Origin of the sequence: Streptomyces sp. NBC_00726 (assembly GCF_045161735.1) — a bacterium.
In the GTDB taxonomy this organism is placed as follows: Bacteria; Actinomycetota; Actinomycetes; order Streptomycetales; family Streptomycetaceae; genus Streptomyces.
Genome location: NZ_CP108983.1, coordinates 4,761,907 through 4,782,721 on the forward strand (window position 1 = coordinate 4,761,907; position 20,815 = coordinate 4,782,721).

Consider the following 20,815-nt stretch of genomic DNA (forward strand, 5'->3'; position numbering starts at 1 on the left):
GCCCGGTGACACAGCCGAAGGACCTGATGTAGCACGGTCCATCGGCCCGAGGGATTCACTCGGACCGGGCCTACGCTCGTCCATGACGACACACTGCCCACCCCCTGCAAGCGGAGCTGCCGCCATGCCGTCCAACGACGTCCGGACTCTCCTCCAGACCGCCGTACCCACCGCTGTCGCCGGCGCTGTCGCCGCCGCGATCAGCGCTGGCGTCGCCGGCGGCAAGGGAGCCCTGGGCGCGATCGTTGCCACGGTCGTGGTGATCGTCTTCATGGGGATCGGGCTGGCGGTTCTGCAACGGACGGCCAAGTCCCTGCCGCACTTGTTCCAGGCGATGGGGCTGATGCTGTATACGGCTCAGTTGCTGCTGCTGTTCATTTTCGTCGCCGTGTTCAAGAACACCTCGCTGTTCAACCCGAAGGCGTTCGCGATCACCCTGGTCGCGACGACCCTCGTGTGGATCGGCGCACAGGCGCGTGCGCACATGAAGGCCAAGATCCTTTACGTGGAACCCGAATCCGAGAAGGCCGACAAGGCCGGAAACCGGGGTCCGAAGCGTGAAGGGTAGGGGCGGAATAAGCGCGGGGTCAGGACCCTGCTATCGTCCGGTTCCAACTGCGGCACTGCGGGCGCGTGCATGTGAGCTGACGCCTGCTCGATCGCGAGGCTCACATGCCTGACTGCCGCTCACACATCCGAAACACCAGTCCAGTGCCGAACCGCGGCTGCGCGCCGCGCCGACACAACGAGGTTGCCGTACCTATGCGCCACGCTGAAGGAGCCCGCGGTGAGTGCTGACCCGACACAGGTGCTCGCCTTCGAGACCGATTGCCACATCTTTTCCGGCTGTGGTTTCGATGCACCTGGCTTGCATTCGTTCCTGTTCGAGCCTCTGTGGGGTGACGCGGACAGCAACCTGTACTTCAACAAGACGATGCTGCTGGCCCTGCTCGGCTCGATCATCATCGTCGGCTTCTTCTGGGCCGCCTTCCGCAAGCCGAAGATGGTGCCCGGCAAGCTCCAGATGACGGCCGAGGCCGGCTACGACTTCATCCGCCGCGGCATCGTCTACGAGACGATCGGCAAGCGTGAGGGCGAGAAGTACGTTCCGCTCGTCGTCTCGCTGTTCTTCTTCGTCTGGATGATGAACCTCTGGTCGATCATCCCGGTCGCCCAGTTCCCGGTGACGGCGATCATCGCGTACCCCGCAGTGCTCGCGGCGATCGTGTACATCGTCTGGGTCAGCCTGACGTTCAAGCGCCACGGCTTCGTCGGAGCGTTCAAGAACTTCACCGGCTTCGACAAGTCGCTCGGCGCCGTCGCGTATCTGGCCGCCGCGATCGAGCTGTTCTCGAACCTGCTGGTGCGGCCGTTCACGCACGCGGTCCGACTGTTCGCGAACATGTTTGCCGGCCACACGCTGCTGCTGCTGTTCACGATCGCCAGCTGGTACCTGCTCAACGGCATCGGGTTCGCCTATGCCGGCGTGTCCTTCGTGATGACCATCGTGATGACCGCCTTCGAGCTTTTCATCCAGGCGCTGCAGGCGTACGTCTTCGTGCTCCTGACCTGCAGCTACATCCAGGGCGCGCTCGCCGAGCACCACTGAGTCCCGCCCGCACCACTCGCAGTCGTCCGGTGGCCAACCCCCACCGGTCCGTGAAAGAAAAGGAAGAACTGGCATGTCCCAGACTCTTGCTGCCGTCAGCGGCTCCGTCGGCTCCATCGGTTACGGCCTCGCCGCCATCGGCCCCGGCGTCGGCATCGGCATCATCTTCGGTAACGGCACCCAGGCGCTCGCCCGCCAGCCCGAGGCGGCCGGCCTGATCCGTGCCAACCAGATCCTCGGCTTCGCCTTCTGTGAGGCGCTCGCCCTCATCGGTCTGGTCATGCCGTTCGTCTACGGCACCTGATCCCCGGATCACAGACCAGCCCCCTAGACGAAAGGCACTGACGTGAGCCAGTTGCTTACGGTCGCGGCCGAGGAGATGGAAAATCCCCTCATCCCGCCGATTCCCGAGCTCGTCATTGGCCTCATCGCTTTCCTTATCGTCTTCGGCTTCCTCGCCAAGAAGCTCCTCCCGAACATCAACAAGGTTCTGGAGGAGCGCCGCGAGGCCATCGAAGGCGGTATCGAGAAGGCCGATGCGGCCCAGACCGAGGCCCAGAGCGTTCTTGAGCAGTACAAGGCTCAGCTCGCCGAGGCCCGCCACGAAGCCGCTCGTATGCGCCAGGAGGCGCAGGAGCAGGGCGCCGTGATCCTGGCGGAGATGCGCGCCGAGGGCCAGCGCCAGCGCGACGAGATCGTCGCCGCCGGCCACGCCCAGATCGAGGCCGACCGCAAGGCCGCCGCCGCCGCGCTGCGCCAGGACGTGGGCAAGCTCGCCACCGACCTGGCCGGCAAGCTCGTCGGTGAGTCCCTGGAGGACCACGCCCGGCAGAGTGGCACCGTCGACCGCTTCCTCGACGAGCTCGAAGCGAAGGCCGAGGCCGTCCGATGAACAGCGCGAGCCGCGAGGCACTGGCTGCCGCACGCGAGCGTCTCGACGCACTGACCGACTCCACGTCGGTCGACGCGGCGAAGCTCGCCGAGGACCTGGCCGGCGTCACGGCGCTGCTGCACCGCGAGGTGTCGCTGCGCCGGGTCCTGACCGACCCGGCGCAGCCGGGCGAGGCCAGGGCCGAGCTGGCAGGCCGCCTGCTCGGCGGCCAGGTGGGCGGCGAAGCCGTCGACCTGGTCTCCGGCATGGTCCGTTCGCGCTGGTCGCAGTCGCGTGACCTGGTCGACGCGGTCGAGGAGCTGGCGAACACCGCCGACCTCACCGCCGCCCAGCGCACCGGCGACCTGGACGACGTCGAGGACGAACTCTTCCGGTTCGGCCGCATCGTCGCCTCGGACACCGCCCTGCGTGCCGCGCTCACCAGCCGGACCGCGACCCCGTCCGCCAAGGGCGAGCTGCTCCGCAGCCTGCTCGGCGGCAAGGCGCGGCCCGCCACCGAGCGCGTCATCGTGCGGCTTGTCACCCAGCCGCGTGGACGTAGCCTGGAAGCGGGACTCGACTCCCTGTCCAAGCTCGCCGCGGAGCGCCGGGAGCGCACGGTCGCGATCGTCACCTCCGCGGTGCCGCTCAGCGACCGGCAGAAGCAGCGCCTGGGCGCCGCCCTGGCGAAGATCTACGGCCGCCAGATGCACCTGAACCTGGACGTGGACCCCGCGGTCCTCGGCGGGATCGCGGTGCGCGTCGGCGACGAGGTCATCAACGGCACCATCGCGGACCGCCTCGACGAGGCGACCCGCCGTATGGCCGGCTGACGCAGGCGCAACAGAACAGAGCAAGACCAGCGGCCCGGTTGGGCCGTGCAGAAACTGCAGAAGATTCCTGGGGGTCGCCCCCAGACCCCCTTAAGAAACTTCGGGCCCAACAAGGAGAGCAGGGAACCCAGATGGCGGAGCTCACGATCCGGCCGGAGGAGATCCGGGACGCGCTGGAGAACTTTGTCCAGTCGTACAAGCCGGACGCGGCCTCGCGCGAGGAGGTCGGTACGGTCAGCGTTGCCGGCGACGGCATCGCGAAGGTGGAGGGCCTGCCCTCCGCCATGGCGAACGAGCTGCTGAAGTTCGAGGACGGCACCCTCGGCCTCGCCCTCAACCTTGAGGAGCGCGAGATCGGTGCCATCGTCCTCGGCGAGTTCAGCGGCATCGAGGAGGGCCAGCCGGTGCAGCGCACCGGTGAGGTGCTCTCCGTCGGCGTCGGCGAGGGCTACCTCGGCCGCGTCGTCGACCCGCTCGGCAACCCGATCGACGGTCTCGGCGAGATCGCGACCGACGGCCGCCGCGCCCTTGAGCTGCAGGCCCCTGGCGTCATGGTCCGTAAGTCGGTGCACGAGCCGATGCAGACCGGCTACAAGGCCGTCGACGCCATGGTGCCGATCGGCCGCGGCCAGCGTCAGCTGATCATCGGCGACCGTCAGACGGGTAAGACCGCTCTGGCCGTCGACACCATCATCAACCAGCGCGACAACTGGCGCTCGGGCGACGTGAACAAGCAGGTGCGCTGCATCTACGTCGCCATCGGGCAGAAGGGCTCCACGATCGCGTCCGTGCGCGGCGCCCTCGAAGAGGCCGGTGCGCTGGAGTACACGACCATCGTCGCCGCCCCGGCGTCCGACCCGGCCGGCTTCAAGTACCTCGCGCCGTACACCGGTTCGGCCATCGGCCAGCACTGGATGTACCAGGGCAAGCACGTCCTGATCATCTTCGACGACCTCTCGAAGCAGGCCGACGCCTACCGCGCCGTCTCCCTGCTGCTGCGCCGTCCGCCGGGCCGTGAGGCGTACCCCGGCGACGTCTTCTACCTCCACTCGCGTCTGCTGGAGCGCTGCGCCAAGCTCTCCGACGACATGGGTGCCGGTTCGATGACGGGTCTCCCGATCGTCGAGACCAAGGCGAACGACGTGTCGGCGTTCATCCCGACCAACGTCATCTCCATCACCGACGGCCAGTGCTTCCTGGAGTCCGACCTGTTCAACGCCGGCCAGCGTCCGGCCCTGAACGTCGGTATCTCGGTCTCCCGCGTCGGTGGCTCCGCCCAGCACAAGGCCATGCGCCAGGTGTCCGGCCGGCTCCGCGTGGACCTCGCCCAGTACCGCGAGCTGGAGGCGTTCGCCGCCTTCGGTTCCGACCTGGACGCGGCCTCCAAGGCGTCGCTGGAGCGCGGTAAGCGCATGGTCGAGCTGCTGAAGCAGCCGCAGTACGCCCCGTTCCCGGTCGAGGAGCAGGTCGTCTCCGTCTGGGCCGGCACCAACGGCAAGATGGACGACGTCCCGGTCGAGGACATCCGCCGCTTCGAGACGGAGCTGCTGGAGTACCTGCGCCGCGAGCGCAAGGACCTCCTCACCAGCATCCGCGAGGGCGCCAAGATGTCCAACGACACGCTGGAAGCGATCGCCGACGCCGTGGCCGCCTTCAAGCAGCAGTTCGAGACCTCGGACGGCAAGCTCCTGGGCGAGGGCTGATCGATGGGCGCTCAGCTTCGCGTTTACAAGCGCCGCATCCGCTCCGTCACCGCCACGAAGAAGATCACCAAGGCGATGGAGATGATCGCCGCCTCGCGCATCGTCAAGGCGCAGCGCCAGGTGGCGGCGTCGACGCCGTACGCCACCGAGCTGACCCGCGCGGTGACGGCGGTGGCGACCGGCTCCACCACCAAGCACCCGCTGACCACCGAGGCCGAGTCCCCGGCCCGGGCCGCGATCCTGCTCATCACGAGCGACCGCGGTCTGGCCGGCGGTTACTCCTCCAACGCCATCAAGGCCGCGGAGAAGCTGACCGAGCGGCTGCGCGGTGAGGGCAAGGAGGTCGACACGTATGTGATCGGCCGCAAGGGTGTCGCCTACTACGGGTTCCGCGAGCGCAAGATCGCGGGCTCGTGGACCGGCTTCACCGACAGCCCGACGTACGCGGATGCCAAGCGGGCCGCTGCCCCGCTGATCGAGGCGGTGTCCAAGGAGACCGCCGAGGGCGGCGTCGACGAGCTGCACATCGTCTTCACGGAGTTCGTGTCGATGATGACGCAGAACCCGGTGGACGACCGGATGCTGCCGCTCAGTCTCGGTGCCACGGAGCAGGAGACCGGCAAGGGCGAGATCCTGCCGCTCTTCGACTTCGAGCCGTCGGCGGAGGACGTCCTCGACGCCCTGCTTCCGCGGTACGTCGAGAGCCGTATCTACAACGCGCTGCTTCAGGCCGCTGCTTCCGAGCACGCCGCCCGCCGCCGCGCGATGAAGTCGGCCACCGACAACGCCGGTGAGCTCATCAAGACGCTCTCCCGGCTTGCCAACGCGGCCCGCCAGGCCGAAATCACCCAGGAAATCAGCGAGATCGTCGGTGGTGCCAGTGCGCTGGCCGACGCGACCGCGGGGAGTGACAAGTAATGACGACCACAGTTGAGACGGCCGTTGCCACGGGCCGCGTCGCCCGGGTCATCGGCCCGGTCGTCGACGTGGAGTTCCCCGTCGACGCGATGCCGGACATCTACAACGCGCTGACCGTCGAGGTGGCCGACCCGGCCGAGGACGGCAAGCTCAAGACGCTGACGCTCGAGGTCGCCCAGCACCTCGGTGACGGCGTGATCCGCGCGATCTCCATGCAGCCCACCGACGGTCTGGTCCGCCAGGCCCCGGTGACCGACACGGGCACGGGCATCACCGTCCCCGTCGGTGACATCACCAAGGGCAAGGTGTTCAACACCCTCGGCCAGATCCTCAACAAGCCCGAGGCCGAGGCCGAGGTCACCGAGCGCTGGCCGATCCACCGCAAGGCGCCCAACTTCGACCAGCTCGAGTCCAAGACCGAGATGTTCGAGACCGGCGTCAAGGTCATCGACCTCCTCACCCCGTACGTCAAGGGTGGAAAGATCGGTCTGTTCGGTGGTGCCGGTGTCGGCAAGACCGTGCTGATCCAAGAGATGATCTACCGCGTCGCCAACAACCACGACGGTGTGTCGGTGTTCGCGGGCGTCGGTGAGCGCACCCGTGAGGGCAACGACCTCATCGAGGAGATGGCCGACTCCGGCGTCATCGACAAGACGGCGCTCGTCTTCGGCCAGATGGACGAGCCGCCGGGGACCCGTCTCCGCGTCGCCCTGGCCGGTCTGACCATGGCGGAGTACTTCCGCGATGTGCAGAAGCAGGACGTGCTCTTCTTCATCGACAACATCTTCCGGTACACCCAGGCCGGTTCCGAGGTGTCCACCCTGCTCGGCCGTATGCCGTCCGCGGTGGGTTACCAGCCGAACCTGGCCGACGAGATGGGTCTGCTCCAGGAGCGCATTACGTCGACCCGCGGTCACTCGATCACCTCGATGCAGGCGATCTACGTCCCCGCGGACGACCTGACCGACCCGGCGCCGGCCACCACCTTCGCCCACCTCGACGCGACGACGGTGCTCTCCCGCCCGATCTCCGAGAAGGGCATCTACCCGGCCGTGGACCCGCTGGACTCGACGTCCCGCATTCTCGACCCGCGGTACATCGCGGCGGACCACTACGCGGCCGCCATGCGTGTCAAGGGGATCCTCCAGAAGTACAAGGACCTCCAGGACATCATCGCGATCCTCGGTATCGACGAGCTGGGCGAGGAGGACAAGCTCGTTGTCCACCGTGCCCGTCGCGTCGAGCGCTTCCTGTCGCAGAACACCCACGTCGCCAAGCAGTTCACCGGCGTGGACGGTTCGGACGTTCCGCTCGACGAGTCGATCGCCGCGTTCAACTCGATCTGCGACGGTGAGTACGACCACTTCCCCGAGCAGGCGTTCTTCATGTGCGGTGGCATCGAGGACCTGAAGGCCAACGCCAAGGAGCTCGGCGTCTCCTGAGCCCCCGGCTCACCGAGGGGGGCGGGTGCGTCCCGTCCCCCTCACCACGCCCCGTAGAATTGACCCAACACCCGGCACGACCGCCGGGTGGTGACCCGAGGAGCCACCCTTGGCTGCTGAGCTGCACGTCGAGCTGGTCGCCGCGGACCGCAGTGTCTGGTCCGGCGAGGCCACCCTGGTCGTCGCGCGCACCACGTCCGGCGACATCGGCGTCATGCCCGGTCACCAGCCGCTTCTGGGTGTGCTGGAATCGGGCCCGGTGACGATCCGTACGAGCGAGGGCGCGACCGTCGTCGCCGCCGTGCACGGCGGTTTCATCTCGTTCGCCGACGACAAGCTGTCGCTTCTCGCGGAGATCGCGGAGCTTGCCGACGAGATCGACGTCGAGCGCGCCGAGCGCGCGCTTGAGCGTGCGAAGTCGGACACGGACGCCGCTTCCGAGCGGCGCGCCGAAGTACGACTGCGTGCGGTGGCGGCACACTAGCCACCTCACGACAGGTTTTACCCTCAGCCGCGGCCCGTGCCGGAGACCTCTCCGGACCGTGTCGCGGCTGAGGCGATGCAGATGCAGGTGACGTACGGACGGTGTCCGTCTACTCGATGATGCGAGGAGGTCGGTGGAGATGTACCTCGCGCTGTGGGTGGGCGGACTGGTCGTCGCACTGGTGGCAGTGGGGCTCTTCGTCTTCGGTCTGCGCCGGCGGCTGATCCAGCGCTCCGGCGGGACCTTCGACTGCAGTCTCCGGTGGAATGTGCCGGAGGAGCCCGACCTGTCCGGCAAGGGCTGGGTGTACGGCGTCGCCCGCTACAGCGGCGACAAGGTGAACTGGTTCCGGGTCTTCAGCTACTCGCCGCGCCCGCGCCGGGTCCTGGAGCGGTCCGCGATCGAGGTCGTGGCCCGCCGGATGCCGGAGGGCGAGGAGGAGCTTGCGCTGCTCTCCGACGCGATCGTGCTCGGCTGTCTCCACCGGGAGACCCGCCTGGAGCTGGCGATGAGCGAGGACGCGCTGACCGGTTTCCTCGCCTGGCTGGAGGCGGCCCCGCCGGGCCAGCGAGTCAATGTGGCCTGAGCGGGCGTGCGCACACGCGAAAAACCGGGGAGACAGGGGGCGGACCTGTCTCCCCGGCGTTTTTCGGGGGGTGGCGCTCGGGGTTACTTGAGGCCGGTGTTCATCGCGCTCACGAGTTCACCGTTGCTGGTGTCCCCGCTGAACTCCCAGAAGAACGCGCCTCCCAGGCCCTGCGTCTTCGCCCAGGCCATCTTCGACTTGATGGTGGCCGGGGTGTCGTAGCTCCACCAGTTGCTGCCGCAGTGGGCGTACGCGGTGCCGGCGATCGTGCCGGTGGTCGGGCAGGTGTTCTTGAGGACCTTGTAGTCCTCGATGCCCGCCTCGTACGTGCCAGGGGCGGCGCCGGTGGCGGTGCCGCCGGGCGCGTCCTGGGTGACGCCGGTCCAGCCGCGGCCGTAGAAGCCGATGCCGAGCAGCAGCTTGGACGCGGGGACGCCCTGGGCCTTCAGCTTGGCGATGGCGTCGGCGGAGTTGAAGCCGTCGATCGGGATGCCGGAGTACGAGTTCAGCGGGGAGTGCGGGGCCGTCGGGCCCTTCGCGTCCCAGGCGCCGAAGAAGTCGTACGTCATCACGTTGTACCAGTTGAGCGACTGCGCGGCGCCGGCGTAGTCCGCCAGGTCGATCTTGCCGCCCTGGGAGCCGTCGGCCGTGATGGCGGCGGTGACCAGGTAGTCCTTGCCGAACTTGGTACGCAGCGCCGAGGTGAGCTTCTTCAGCGCGTCCGGGCCGCTGGTGTCACAGGTGAGACCGCAGGCGTTCGGGTACTCCCAGTCGATGTCGATGCCGTCGAAGACATCGGCCCAGCGCGGGTCCTCGACCAGGCTGTAGCAGGAGTCGGCGAACGCGGCCGGGTTCTGGGCCGCCTGGCCGAAGCCGCCGGACCAGGTCCAGCCGCCGAAGGACCACAGCACCTTGATGTGGGGGTACTTCGCCTTCAGCTTGCGCAGCTGGTTGAAGCTGCCGCGCAGCGGCTGGTCCCAGGTGTCGGCGACGCCGTCGACGGACTGGTCGGCGGTGTACGCCTTGTCGTAGTCGGCGTACGAGTCGCCGATGGTGCACTTGCCGCCCTGGACGTTGCCGAAGGCGTAGTTGATGTGCGTGATCTTCGCGGCCGAACCGGACGTGTCCAGGTTCTTGACGTGGTAGTTGCGCCCGTAGACGCCCCACTCGGCGAAGTAGCCGAGGTTGACCTTGTCGCCGGTCTCGTCGCCGCCGTCGTCACCGCCGCCGCCACCGGTGGTGTGGACCTTGACCGCGCCGCTGACCGGGCCGGTCTGGTCGGCGGTGTCCCGCGCCTGCACGCTGTACGAGTAGTCCGTGCCCGCGGTGAGGCCGGTGTTCGTGTACGTGGTGCCGGTGACCGTGGCGACGACCGCGCCGTCGCGCAGGACGTCGTAGTTCTTGACGCCGTTGTCGTCGGTGGCCGCGGTCCAGCTGATCTTCGCCGAGGTGTCGGTGATGGAGCTTGCGGTGGGCGTGCCCGGCGCCGACGGAGGATTGTCACCCGGGACGGTGGGGCCGCCGTCGCAGGAGGCGCCGTTCAGCGTGCAGTTGGTGGCGGCGCCGCTGCCGGAGCCGGTGCCGTTGAAGCCGAAGGAGACGCTGGCGCCGGGGGCGACGGTGCCGTTCCAGCCGACGTTCTTGGCGGTCCAGTGGTCACCGGTGTGGGTGACGGTGGCGTCCCAGGCGGAGCCGACGCCGGTGCCGCTGGGGAAGTCCCACTCGATGGTCCAGGAGCTGAGGGCCGTGGTGCCGGTGTTCTTCACCGTCCACTGGCCCTCGAAGCCGGTGCCCCAGTCGGACTTCTTGACGTACGTGGCCGTGGCGGAGGTCGCCGCCTCGGCGGGGGAGGCCATGCCGACCATGGCGGCAAGCGGAAGGAGCAGTGCGGTGAGGCCCGCGACGGCTCTGGTTCTGGTACTGGTGGCTTGACCGGACCCGAGTCTGAATCGGGTCCGGCGGGGGGTCTCAGTGCTCAACGGTGCTCCTCGGGTGAGGTCCGGACATACGGGGTGGTCCGTGAACTGCAACCCTGCGCCGCCCTGAGCCCACCTTTGTCATGGCAGGCTCACCGCAGTGTGTTCGGTGAGATTAGGAAGGTCTGGACCAATCGTCAAGAGGTCTGGACCAAAGATCGTGACCACTCGCTGAATAAACCTCAGACCCCCAACTCCTGTGCCAGGAGCGCCGCCTGGGCCCGGCTGCGCGGCCCTAGCGCTCGCCGCCCGGCACCCACAGGACGTCGCCGACCTCCTTGTTCGCCACCCTCGCCAGGATGAACAGCAGGTCGGAGAGGCGGTTGAGATAGGTCGCCGTCAGCGGGTTCATCACCTCGCCGTGCACCTCCATCGCCGCCCAGGTGGACCGCTCGGCGCGCCGGACCACGGTGCACGCCTGGTGCAGCAGCGCCGCGCCCGGCGTACCGCCCGGAAGGATGAAGCTGCGGAGCTTCTCCACCTGTTCCAGGTAGTGGTCGCAGTCGCCCTCCAGCTTGTCGACGTACGACTGCTCCACCCGCAGGGGCGGGGCCATCGTTTTTGAAAGAGCCGGGTCCTCGACCACCGGCGTGGAGAGGTCCGCGCCCACGTCGAACAGGTCGTTCTGCACGCGGACGAGGACCTTCACGACGTCCTCGGCCAGCTGCCCGAGGGCGATGGCGGTGCCGATGACCGCGTTGGCCTCGTTGGCGTCGGCGTAGGCGGAGATCCGCAGATCGGTCTTGGCGGTGCGGCTCATGTCGCCGAGGGCGGTGGTGCCGGTGTCGCCGGTACGGGTGTAGATGCGCGTCAGATTGACCATGCGGCCAGCCTAGTTATGTCCCGGCACCTTCCGGAGGGACCTGCTGGGCGAAAAGGTGCTCAACTATGCCCGGCGCGCCGCCGAATGACGGCCCCCGGTGTGATGTCCGTCATTTGAGACGTGACGCGCATCTCTTCGTGGCCCCAGCACCCGCCCCGGGTACTAACCTCCGCCGGAGGGCATGGACCGGAACCGGCGACACATGCCGAAGCGACACATACAGAGGGGTGCCAACGTGGCCAGGAAGCTCGCCGTCATCGGAGCCGGACTCATGGGGTCCGGCATCGCGCAGGTCTCCGCCCAGGCCGGCTGGGACGTCGTCCTGCGCGACGTCACCGACGCGGCCCTGACCCGCGGCCGCGACGGCATCAAGGGCTCCTTCGACAAGTTCGTCGCCAAGGGCAAGCTGGCCGCGGCCGACGCCGAGGCCGCGCTGGGCCGGATCACCACGACCACCGACCTCGACGCCGTCGCCGACGCGGACATCGTGGTCGAGGCGGTCTTCGAGAAGCTGGAGGTGAAGCACGAGATCTTCCGGTCGCTCGACAAGATCGTCCGGGACGACACCGTGCTCGCCTCCAACACCTCCGCCATCCCGATCACCAAGATCGCGGCCGTGACGGAGCGCCCGGAGCGCGTGGTCGGCGTGCACTTCTTCTCGCCGGTCCCGATGATGCAGCTCTGCGAGCTCGTACGCGGCTACAAGACCAGCGACGAAACCCTGGCCGCCGCGCGGGAGTTCGCCGAGTCCGTCGGCAAGACCTGCATCGTCGTCAACCGCGACGTGGCCGGCTTCGTCACCACCCGGCTGATCTCGGCGCTCGTGGTCGAGGCCGCCAAGCTGTACGAGTCGGGTGTCGCCACGGCCGAGGACATCGATGTCGCCTGCAAGCTCGGTTTCGGCCATGCGATGGGGCCGCTCGCGACCGCGGACCTCACCGGGGTCGACATCCTGCTGCACGCCACGAGCAACATCTACACCGAGTCGCAGGACGAGAAGTTCGCCGCCCCGGAGCTGATGCGCCGGATGGTCGATGCAGGTGACATCGGGCGCAAGAGCGGGCAGGGCTTCTACACCTACTGATCATTTTCGGTCCGGTCCGGCTGATCCGCTGTCAGCCAGACCGGGTGCCGTTCGGGGTACACCGTCCGGATCCACCGGATCCACCAGCGTCCGTGACCATCCCGTATCACTCCTCGGAGTGAATTCGGTATCGGTTCGCTTACAGACGGCAACTACCCTGTCGCTGCCGCAGTCAGTTGGGGCAGAGACAGTTTCGGACAGACGGACCGGGCCACGGAGCATTCCAGGGGAGCGCGTATGTACATCAGGGGCGACCACGCCGAGCTGGTCGTCGGGGGCCGCCTCGACGTCCGAAGCGCGGCGGACGCCCGTACGGTCCTGCACTCGGCCCTGGACGACGGCGTCGGTGATCTGGTGCTCGACCTGACCGAGCTGGATTCGTGGGACGCGACCGGCCTCGGCGTCATCATGGGCGCACACCGCAGGGCCGGGCGCGCCGGACGGCGCCTCGTGCTGCGCGGCGTGCCTCCGCAGATGCAACGCCTCCTGGTGGCCACCCGGCTGCACCGCATCCTCGCCATCGAGGGCGGCATCGCGGCGGAGTCCCTGCCCCGCGTCTGAATCCGAAGGGGCTTTACGGGGACACCGCGTCGCCCCCGCCCGACCCTCGGTGACCGTACGGCAAGACGGCACACAATCCTCACGAGACCGTGATCTCGGGGCGGCGCGCCAGCCCGGATGGTCGTGGATACTGTGCGAAGGTTTAGGGTTCGGCCGTCTGCCGATTGACGGACCCGACCCGGCGGACACCGGACCGTGGGCGGCATCTGGACGTGCGAGGCCGGGAGGGGCAACCGTGCTCGACGCGTCTTGGGAGCTTTGGCGATGGACCCGATACACCGGGGGCCGGAAGAGTTCGGCCACGACAGCAACGACTTCGCCGACGAGGCCGGCCCGCGCCGCCCCTCCCGCGATCCACTGACCCCGGATTTCGGTCAGCAAACACCTCAGCAGGTCCGCATGGTCACCCTCGTCGCCGGCGACCTGACGCTCACCGTCAACCCCGTCGACGGCAGCGAGGTCGAACCGTGCCCGCCCGGTGAGCGGCCCGCCGCGCCCGTCCGCCGCACCCCCGAGGAGCGCGCCGCCCGCGCCCGCTCCGCGACGCCCCCCGTCCCGCCCGGCCCGCCCGTCCTCCAGCTCCCGCTGCTGCGGCGCGACGAGGAACGCGAACGGCTGACCCGCCTGCTGGCCCGCGGCCGCTCCGTCCGGCTCACCGGACCGGCGGGTTCCGGCCGTACCGCCCTGCTCGACGCCGTCGCCGCCGACTGCGCGGACTTCGCGCCCGACGGGGTCGTCCGCCTCAGCGGTCACAAGCGCACCGCCACCGATCTGCTGTACGCGCTCTTCGACGCCGTCCACGACGCCCCCCTGCACCGGCCGGACCGGGCGCTCCTGCTGGAGACGCTGCGCTCCACCGGCGCCGTCGTCGTCCTGGACGACCTGGAGCTCGGCGGCGCCGCCCTGGACGAACTCCTCGACGCGACCCCCGAGTGCGCCTTCCTGTTCGCCGCCACGCCGGAGACCGCCGCGCCCGGCGCGGACTCCGCGCTCGAAGAGGTCTTCCTCACCGGCCTCGACCGCGCCACCTCCCTCGACCTGCTGCGCCGGGTGGTCGAACGCCGGCTCACCGAGGAGGAGGCCAACTGGGCCGGAGACCTCTGGTTCGAGTCCGAGGGCCTGCCGCTGCGCTTCGTCCAGGCCGGTGCGCTGCTGCGCCGGCGCGACCAGCTGCACACCGACGCCACCGCGTACGACGAGTACGGCTATCTGGAGAACCGGCCCGCCGAGGCCCCGCCCGCGCCCGAGGCGACCGAGGAGCCCGAGGTGCCGCTGCCCAGCCTCGGCGAGGGCGCGGCGCCCGCGGCCCTGCTCGCCTCCCGGCTGAGCGGCGCCGCCCGGGACACGCTGCGGTTCGCGGTGGCCCTCGGCGGTGAGGTGCCGCACCAGGCCCATCTGCCCGCGCTCATCGGGGACACCCATGCCGACGCCGCCCTCGGCGAGCTGGCCGGCTGCGGGCTCCTCTCCCCGTCCGGCTCCCGCTACCGGCTGGCCGCCGGGGTCCTGGCCCAGCTGGCGGCGGCCGGTTACGAGGACGACGCCGCCGACCGCGCCCGCACCGCCGCCCAGCACTACGCCTGGTGGACCGGGCACCCCTCGGTCACCCCCGAACGGGCGGCCGCCGAGGCCGACGCGATCATCGCCGCCATGGGCCGGCTGGTGCCCGGGGAGGCGGCCGGCGGGACCAGCGCCGCCGTGCTCCTCGCCCGCAGCGCGGCGCCCGCCTTCGCGGCCGGGCTGCTCTGGGGGGCCTGGGAGCGGGCGCTCCGGATCGGCCAGGAGGCCGGGCGGCTCGCCGGGGAGGTCGCGGAAGAGGCGTACTTCCACCACGAGTTGGGCGTCCTCGCGCTCTGCACCGGTCACCCCGACCGGGCCAGGGCCGAGCTGGAGACCGCGATCAGCATGCGGGGGGCGCTCGCCGACAAGAGCGGCGCGGTGGCCGGGCGGCGCGCGCTCGCCCTGGTCGAGGACCGGACCGCGGGGCCGGCGACGGGGGGCGACGCGGCGTCGCCGCCGCTGGGTGTGCCGGCCGTCGTGCCGGTCTCGATGACCAGTGCGTTCGCCGAGACCGCCGTGGTGCCGCGCCAGGAGCCGGTGACGGCGCCCGTGCCCGCGCCCGTGCCTGCGGCGGGCGGCGGCAAGGGTGCGGCGCGGGGCGGGCCGCTGGCCCTCATCGGCGGGGCCCGGCGCAATCTGGTCGCCGCCGGGGCGGGCGTGCTGCTCGCCGGGGTCCTCGGCACGGTGGTGACGCTCGGGCTGACGTCGAGCAGCGACCCGCAGGGCGGGGCCGGTACGTCGACCGAGCAGGAAGTGCCGGACGACGACGGCATCTACGACGAGGAGCTGGAGACCGGGGAGCCGGCGGACGGGCCGCCCACGACCGGGGCGCCTTCCGAGTCCGCGTCCGCCTCGGCCTCGGTGACGCCGTCCGCCACGGGCAGCGAGTCGGGGCCGGCGGTGCCGCCGCCCTCGGCGACGTCCTCGGCGCCGGGCACGCCGTCGTCCCCGGGGTCGCCGTCGTCGCCCCGGGCCACCGAGTCGTCGGTGAAGCCGACGTCGGCCTCGCCGACGCCCACGAAGACGGCCACCTCGCCCACGCCGACGGAGACGGAGACGGAGCCCCCGAGCCCGACGGAGACGGACACCCCGGACCCGGACGATCCGGGCACGAAGCCGGGCACCCCGGAACAGGCGAGCGGCTCCTCCACCACGGTGAGCGGCAGCCCTTCGGAGACGTAGCCCGCCACGCGGGGCCCCGGCCCCACCGCTCAGAACAAGCGCAGCTTGTCGTCCTCGATGCCTCGCATCGCGTCGTAGTCCAGGACCACGCAGCCGATGCCGCGGTCCGTGGCGAGGACCCTTGCCTGTGGCTTGATCTCCTGGGCGGCGAAGATGCCCTTCACCGGGGCCAGGTGCGGGTCGCGGTTGAGGAGTTCCAGATAGCGGGTCAGCTGCTCGACGCCGTCGATGTCGCCGCGTCGCTTCAGCTCGACGGCCACCGTCCGGCCGTCCGCGTCGCGGCACAGGATGTCGACCGGGCCGATCGCGGTGAAGTATTCGCGGCGGATCAGCGTGTAGCCCTCGCCCAGGGTCTCGATGCGGTCCGCCAGCAGTTCCTGGAGGTGCGCCTCGACGCCGTCCTTGATCAGCCCCGGGTCGACGCCCAGCTCATGGCTGGAGTCGTGGAGGATTTCCTCCATCGTGATGATCAGTTTTTCGCCCGCCTTGTTCACCACGGTCCAGACACCCTCGGTGTCACCGCTGCCCTCCTTCAAGGTGCAGGGCGGCGACATCCAGTTGAGCGGTTTGTACGCCCTGTCGTCGGCGTGAATCGACACGCTCCCGTCCGCCTTCACCAGGATGAGGCGGGGAGCGGAGGGCAGGTGGGCCGTGAGCCGGCCGGCGTAATCCACGGAGCAGCGGGCGATGACGAGACGCATGGTCGGCAACGCTACTCGACGTCGGGGGCCCGGCGCGATTCACCCATCCGTCACTCCCGCCCCTTCCGGAGTTGACGCTTTCTGTCTTGCCCCTCTTTGAACCCCTTCGTTATTGGCCGGTTGTGTTCCCATTCTCCTGGTGCGGCCCGGACTGCGCCCTTACCGTGGAAGCGGGAGGTCGCCGTGCGTGCACGCTGCGTCGTCGTCGGCCTTCTTCCCTGCCCGTAAGGCTCCGGTAATCCGCCGGGGCCGCGAGAGGAGAACCCATGTCGCTCGACGTCTCACCGGCGCTGTTGGAACAGGCCGAGCGAGGCGAGGTCGACGAAGCCGACTTCGTCGACTGCGTCCGGACCTCCCTGCCCTACGCATGGGAGATGATCAGCTCGTTGGTGGCTCAGCTGAAGGTCGACGGCGGGGAGTTCGCCGACAACCAGACGCCGCCGCCCAACGAGCAGGCACGTGGTCAGCTGCTGCGCGCGCTCGCGAGTGATGCGATACGCGGAGCGCTTCAGCGGCACTTCGGGGTGCGCCTCGCATTCCAGAACTGCCACCGGGTCGCGGTGTTCCCGCTGGACGCCTCGGTCGACGACCGACTGGCCAAGTTCACCTCGGTGAGGGGTCAGTTGCTCAACCAGTCGCCCGAACTACGGGACTGCTGAACGCTTCCGTCGCCGTTCCGGGCCGCGGGAGGTGCAACTGGTCCGGGGCGGCGGCTCCGTACGCACACCGCCGTACACCCTTCCGTCCGCGTGCGGGGGTCATTCGAGGAGCGGCCGTACCTCCGTGCCCAGCCGCGCTACGTTCTCCTCCGTGGCGACGAGATCTCCGGACCCCTCCACCAGGAGCGCGAAGCGGGTGATGCCCGTGCGCTCGGCGGTGACCGCGAGGCGCTCGGCCGCCAGCTCCGGCGTGCCCACCGGATGAAGGCCGCACAGCAGCTCCGCGTACCCGACGGGGTCCCGCATCACGCGGTGCCGGCCGTCCACGGTGACATGGGCGCCGAGCCCCTGGCGCAGCCAGCCCGGCATCGCCTTCACCAGCGTCTCGACGGCGTCCTCGGTGCGGTCGGCGATCTGGGCCACCCCGGCCGAGACATGTCCCGCCCCGTGCACGCGCTCCGGCGCATGGCCGGCCGCCAGCGCGCGGGACCGCCAGAGCGCCGCCATCTCCGCCTTCTCCTCGTCCCCGCAGTGCATGCCGAGGAGCATCGGCAGACCCCGGTCGGCGGCGAGCTCCACGGTCTTGCGGGAGGTGCACGCGACGATCACCTCGGGCCCGGCCCGCTCCGCCCCGTCCGCGCCGATCAGCTCGCCGGCCCGGGGGACGACCGCGACCTCGCGGAAGGCGTACCGCCCGCCCCGGCCGGCCACACGCGGCTCGCGCAGCCAGTCGAGCAGGAGCCCCAGGGACTCCGGGAACTCCTTCTCGTACGCCTCCAGACCGCCGCCGAACACCTCCAGGTCCACCCACGGACCGCCCCGCCCGACCCCGAGGCTGAACCGGCCGCCGCTGGTCAGATGGAGCAGCGCGGCCTGCTCGCCGAGCGCCACCGGATGCTGCGTGGGCAGCACGCTCACCGCCGTACCGACGCGGATGCGGCGGGTCCGGCCGAGCAGCTGCGCGGCCAGGGTGACGGCGGACGGGCAGACCCCGTACGGCACGAAGTGGTGTTCGGCCAGCCAGACCGAGTCGAGCCCGGACTCCTCGGCGACCTCGGCGGACCGGATCGCGCGGTGCAGCGCTTCCCCCGGCCCCTGGCCCGGAAACTGGGCCGCCAGTACGAACGTTCCGACACGCATCGCCAATTGCCTCCTTGCGGCCGACCCGGCTCTCCCCTACTGGCAACAACGTCTGACACGTGCCAAAGGCACGGTCCGGCACGGAGTTGTTGCGATTTTCCGGTAACCGCTCGCGCCACGAAGCCCGGAAGTCGGGCACCCCGCCCGAATGGCCCTACGCTGGACGAGTCCCGCCCAGCCCGTTCCGTGAGGTGAAACACGTGTCCCCGCGCCACAACCGCCCCCGAGGCGGCGAGAGCCGCAACGACAGTGCGAGCGAGTCGGCGGACCGGTACGGCGGGGGAGGGCGTACCGAGGAGTGGCAGGGCGAGGAGTGGTCGGTGCGCCCGGTCAGCGGCGCGAGCGCGGCCGGCAAGCGCTACCGCTGCCCCGGCTGCGACCAGGAGATCCCGTCCGGCGTCCCGCATCTGGTGGCCTGGTCCGAATACGGCGGCGTCGACGACCGCAGGCACTGGCACAAAGCCTGCTGGAACGCGAAGGACCGCCGCACCACGAAGGTGCAGCGGTCCCGGAACGCGCCCCGCTACTAGGGCCTCAGACGTCGCGCTGGTTCATCGACAGGTACGCCCCGCCCATGGCCAGTCCCGTCACGACGAGGAGAATCCACAGCGGCTCCCAGCCGGACGGGCCGCCGGACGACGTGACCGAGTTGTCGTAGAAGACGCTCAGCTGATTGGGGATCGAGTACTCCAGCAGCTTCTCCTGGAGCGTCGAGAGCGACGACGCGAACATGAAGATGGCCAGCACGAGCGGCAGCAGCACCACGCCGATCATGATCGTGATCGCCCCGGCCGAGTGCCGGATCAGCGCCCCGACGGCGAGCGCCAGCAGCCCCAGCGTCGCCACATAGAGCCCGACACCGACCGTGGCGCGCAGCCACTCCTCGCCGGTCGGCGACACCGCGTCCAGCATGGACGACTGAATCAGGGCGACGATCGACGTCATCACCGTGGTGATGACGAAGGTGAGCAGGAAGAAGACGAGCGCCTTGGCGCCGAGCACCCGGCCCCGGCTCGGGCAGGCCGTCAGCGTCGTACGGATCATGCCGGTGCCGTACTCCGAGGCGATCGTCATCACGCCGAGCGTGATCACGCAGATCGTGCCGAGCAGCACCCCGAAGAAGCCGAGGCTCAGCACCGGCGTCTCGCCCATCTCCGCGTCGGACGCGGAGACGGCGACGGCCGCGAGCACCCCGATGACCAGCAGCAGCGCGGTCAGGACACCGAGCGTCCACACGGTCGAGCGCACGGACCGGATCTTGGTCCACTCCGAGGCGATCGCGTCCCCGAGCGTCGCCGGACGCAGCGGGATCGGCGAGACGTAGGAGCCCGGTGCCTGCTGGTACGCCTGCTGCGGCGCGGGCTGCTGGTACGGCGCCTGCGGCGCCGGCGGCGTGCTCATCGGGGGTCCTCGCTGGTCTCGCGCTTGGTCAGGTCTGCGGGGGCGGGCGCCGCCGGGGCGGCGGCCGGTGCCTCGGCCGGGGGCACGGGCGCCTGGGCCGGTGCGCCGACCGCGTACGGGTTCTGTCCGGGCGGCGGCGGGGCGTACCAGCCCTGCTGCGGCACGTCCGGCACGGGCTGCTGCGGCGGCGGCGCGTACCCCGGCTGCTGCCCGTAGCCGGGATGCGGGGGCCGCTGCTGGAGGTGGGCCCGCTGGTCGGCCGTCGAACGGTAGTCCACGGCGCCCTGCGTCATCCGCATGTACGCCTCCTCCAGCGACGCCTGGTGCGGCGAGAGCTCCCAGAGCCGGACGTCCGACCCATGGGCCAGATCGCTGATCCGGGGGAGCGCCAGGCCGGTGACCCGCAGGGCGCCGTCCGGCTCGGACAGGACCTGGCCGCCCGCCTCGGTCAGCGTGGCCGTCAGCTTCTCCCGCTGCTCCGGAGTCTCGTCCGGGACGCGCACCCGGGCGAAGTCGGCCGAGTTGGCCGAGATGAAGTCCTTGACGCTCATGTCGGCCATCAGCTGGCCGCGCCCGATCACGATCAGATGGTCGGCGGTGAGCGCCATCTCGCTCATCAGGTGCGAGGAGACGAAGACCGTGCGGCCCTCGGAGGCCAGCAGCTTCATCAGATTGCGGACCCAGAGGATGCCCTCCGGGTCGAGGCCGTTGACCGGCTCGTCGAACAGCAGCACCTGCGGGTCGCCGAGCAGCGCCGCCGCGATGCCGAGCCGCTGCCCCATGCCCAGCGAGAACCCCTTGGAGCGCTTACGGGCCACGTCCTGGAGGCCGACGACACCCAGCACCTCGTCCACCCGGGCCTCCGGGATACCGGCCAGCTGGGCGAGCGAGAGCAGGTGGTTGCGCGCGCTGCGCCCGCCGTGCACCGCCTTCGCGTCGAGCAGGGCGCCCACCTGGCGGGGCGCGTTCGGCAGGCTCCGGAACTCATGGCCGCCGATGGTGACCCGGCCGGCCGTCGGCCGGTCCAGGCCGAGGATCATGCGCATGGTGGTCGACTTGCCCGACCCGTTGGGACCGAGGAACCCGGTGACGGCACCCGGCCGCACCTGGAAGGAAAGGTTGTACACGGCCGTCTTCGCGCCGTAGCGCTTGGTCAGGCCGACTGCCTCGATCATGGTCCAGCCCCATCGGCTCATCGGTCGTCGGGGCACACGACGTCCGGCCGTACGCCCCCGTAAGAGTTAGGAGGATATCCGCGCCTTGACGGTTCCGGCCAAGTCGTTAC

The 20,815-nt window shown here is 70.0% G+C and carries 21 protein-coding genes; 15 read left to right on the forward strand and 6 right to left on the reverse strand.

What is annotated here, in order from left to right; all coding sequences use genetic code 11:
• The first annotated feature begins 124 nt into the window (after positions 1-124).
• The 10 genes from OG338_RS21490 to OG338_RS21535 all read left to right on the forward strand — a co-directional run bounded on the left by OG338_RS21490 (position 125) and on the right by OG338_RS21535 (position 8,446).
• The gene (locus OG338_RS21490; protein WP_405938871.1) at positions 125-568 is read left to right on the forward strand and encodes a hypothetical protein; all 444 of its coding nucleotides are present in this window, start codon (positions 125-127) and stop codon (positions 566-568) included.
• A gap of 204 nt (positions 569-772) precedes the next feature.
• On the forward strand, positions 773-1,609 hold the full coding sequence (gene atpB / locus OG338_RS21495; RefSeq protein WP_405940494.1) for a F0F1 ATP synthase subunit A: 837 nt from the start codon (positions 773-775) through the stop codon (positions 1,607-1,609).
• Between the two features lie 73 nt (positions 1,610-1,682).
• Entirely contained in the window at positions 1,683-1,913 is a 231-nt protein-coding gene (gene atpE, locus OG338_RS21500) for an ATP synthase F0 subunit C (protein WP_405938872.1), read from the forward strand.
• 42 nt (positions 1,914-1,955) lie between these two features.
• Positions 1,956-2,501, forward strand: coding sequence for a F0F1 ATP synthase subunit B (locus OG338_RS21505; RefSeq protein ID WP_405938873.1), 546 nt, complete (start codon positions 1,956-1,958; stop codon positions 2,499-2,501).
• Complete coding sequence (locus OG338_RS21510) at positions 2,498-3,313, forward strand: F0F1 ATP synthase subunit delta (RefSeq protein WP_405938874.1); 816 nt, start codon at positions 2,498-2,500, stop codon at positions 3,311-3,313. Before OG338_RS21505 ends, OG338_RS21510 begins: the two co-directional genes overlap by 4 nt.
• 131 nt (positions 3,314-3,444) lie before the next feature.
• Entirely contained in the window at positions 3,445-5,016 is a 1,572-nt protein-coding gene (gene atpA, locus OG338_RS21515) for a F0F1 ATP synthase subunit alpha (RefSeq protein WP_018102633.1), read from the forward strand.
• 3 nt (positions 5,017-5,019) lie between these two features.
• Positions 5,020-5,934: a F0F1 ATP synthase subunit gamma gene (locus OG338_RS21520; protein ID WP_405938875.1), complete on the forward strand. Its 915-nt coding sequence runs from the start codon at positions 5,020-5,022 to the stop codon at positions 5,932-5,934.
• Positions 5,934-7,376 (forward strand): F0F1 ATP synthase subunit beta, encoded by a 1,443-nt coding sequence (gene atpD / locus OG338_RS21525; protein ID WP_329028984.1) that lies wholly within the window; start codon positions 5,934-5,936, stop codon positions 7,374-7,376. The genes OG338_RS21520 and atpD overlap by 1 nt, the downstream gene beginning before the upstream one ends.
• Before the next feature lie 109 nt (positions 7,377-7,485).
• Positions 7,486-7,860, forward strand: a complete 375-nt coding sequence (locus tag OG338_RS21530) for a F0F1 ATP synthase subunit epsilon (protein ID WP_143619738.1) — start codon at positions 7,486-7,488, stop codon at positions 7,858-7,860.
• A 139-nt stretch (positions 7,861-7,999) separates the two neighbouring features.
• On the forward strand, positions 8,000-8,446 hold the full coding sequence (locus OG338_RS21535) for a DUF2550 domain-containing protein (protein ID WP_405940495.1): 447 nt from the start codon (positions 8,000-8,002) through the stop codon (positions 8,444-8,446).
• Between the two features lie 83 nt (positions 8,447-8,529).
• Here the strand turns inward: OG338_RS21535 and OG338_RS21540 are convergent, their stop codons facing one another.
• Positions 8,530-10,425, reverse strand: coding sequence for a glycosyl hydrolase family 18 protein (locus OG338_RS21540; RefSeq protein WP_405938876.1), 1,896 nt, complete (start codon positions 10,423-10,425; stop codon positions 8,530-8,532).
• A 232-nt stretch (positions 10,426-10,657) separates the two neighbouring features.
• On the reverse strand, positions 10,658-11,245 hold the full coding sequence (locus OG338_RS21545) for a cob(I)yrinic acid a,c-diamide adenosyltransferase (protein ID WP_405938877.1): 588 nt from the start codon (positions 11,243-11,245) through the stop codon (positions 10,658-10,660).
• A gap of 235 nt (positions 11,246-11,480) precedes the next feature.
• On the opposite strand from OG338_RS21545, the gene OG338_RS21550 reads away from it, so the two are divergent.
• The 3 genes from OG338_RS21550 (at position 11,481) to OG338_RS21560 (ending at position 15,629) form a co-directional block, all read left to right on the forward strand.
• Complete coding sequence (locus OG338_RS21550) at positions 11,481-12,329, forward strand: 3-hydroxyacyl-CoA dehydrogenase family protein (protein WP_405938878.1); 849 nt, start codon at positions 11,481-11,483, stop codon at positions 12,327-12,329.
• A 237-nt stretch (positions 12,330-12,566) separates the two neighbouring features.
• Positions 12,567-12,890 (forward strand): STAS domain-containing protein, encoded by a 324-nt coding sequence (locus tag OG338_RS21555; RefSeq protein WP_405938879.1) that lies wholly within the window; start codon positions 12,567-12,569, stop codon positions 12,888-12,890.
• Positions 12,891-13,154: 264 nt separating this feature from the next.
• Positions 13,155-15,629 (forward strand): ATP-binding protein, encoded by a 2,475-nt coding sequence (locus OG338_RS21560; protein WP_405938880.1) that lies wholly within the window; start codon positions 13,155-13,157, stop codon positions 15,627-15,629.
• A gap of 29 nt (positions 15,630-15,658) precedes the next feature.
• Here OG338_RS21560 and nucS read toward each other — a convergent pair whose 3' ends face one another.
• Complete coding sequence (gene nucS / locus OG338_RS21565) at positions 15,659-16,330, reverse strand: endonuclease NucS (RefSeq protein ID WP_405938881.1); 672 nt, start codon at positions 16,328-16,330, stop codon at positions 15,659-15,661.
• Positions 16,331-16,596: 266 nt separating this feature from the next.
• Here nucS and OG338_RS21570 point away from each other — a divergent pair, with 266 nt between their 5' ends.
• Complete coding sequence (locus OG338_RS21570) at positions 16,597-16,989, forward strand: SCO5389 family protein (RefSeq protein ID WP_018102614.1); 393 nt, start codon at positions 16,597-16,599, stop codon at positions 16,987-16,989.
• Positions 16,990-17,088: 99 nt separating this feature from the next.
• On the opposite strand, the gene OG338_RS21575 is transcribed toward OG338_RS21570, so the two are convergent.
• The gene (locus OG338_RS21575; RefSeq protein WP_405938882.1) at positions 17,089-18,129 is read right to left on the reverse strand and encodes an LLM class flavin-dependent oxidoreductase; all 1,041 of its coding nucleotides are present in this window, start codon (positions 18,127-18,129) and stop codon (positions 17,089-17,091) included.
• Positions 18,130-18,329: 200 nt separating this feature from the next.
• Between OG338_RS21575 and OG338_RS21580 the strand changes: the two genes are divergently transcribed.
• Entirely contained in the window at positions 18,330-18,659 is a 330-nt protein-coding gene (locus OG338_RS21580; protein ID WP_405938883.1) for an ATP/GTP-binding protein, read from the forward strand.
• Positions 18,660-18,663: 4 nt separating this feature from the next.
• Here OG338_RS21580 and OG338_RS21585 read toward each other — a convergent pair whose 3' ends face one another.
• Both OG338_RS21585 and OG338_RS21590 read right to left on the reverse strand, forming a co-directional pair.
• Positions 18,664-19,530: an ABC transporter permease gene (locus OG338_RS21585; protein ID WP_405938884.1), complete on the reverse strand. Its 867-nt coding sequence runs from the start codon at positions 19,528-19,530 to the stop codon at positions 18,664-18,666.
• Positions 19,527-20,705 (reverse strand): ABC transporter ATP-binding protein, encoded by a 1,179-nt coding sequence (locus OG338_RS21590; protein WP_405938885.1) that lies wholly within the window; start codon positions 20,703-20,705, stop codon positions 19,527-19,529. Before OG338_RS21590 ends, OG338_RS21585 begins: the two co-directional genes overlap by 4 nt.
• Between the last annotated feature and the right edge of the window lie 110 nt (positions 20,706-20,815).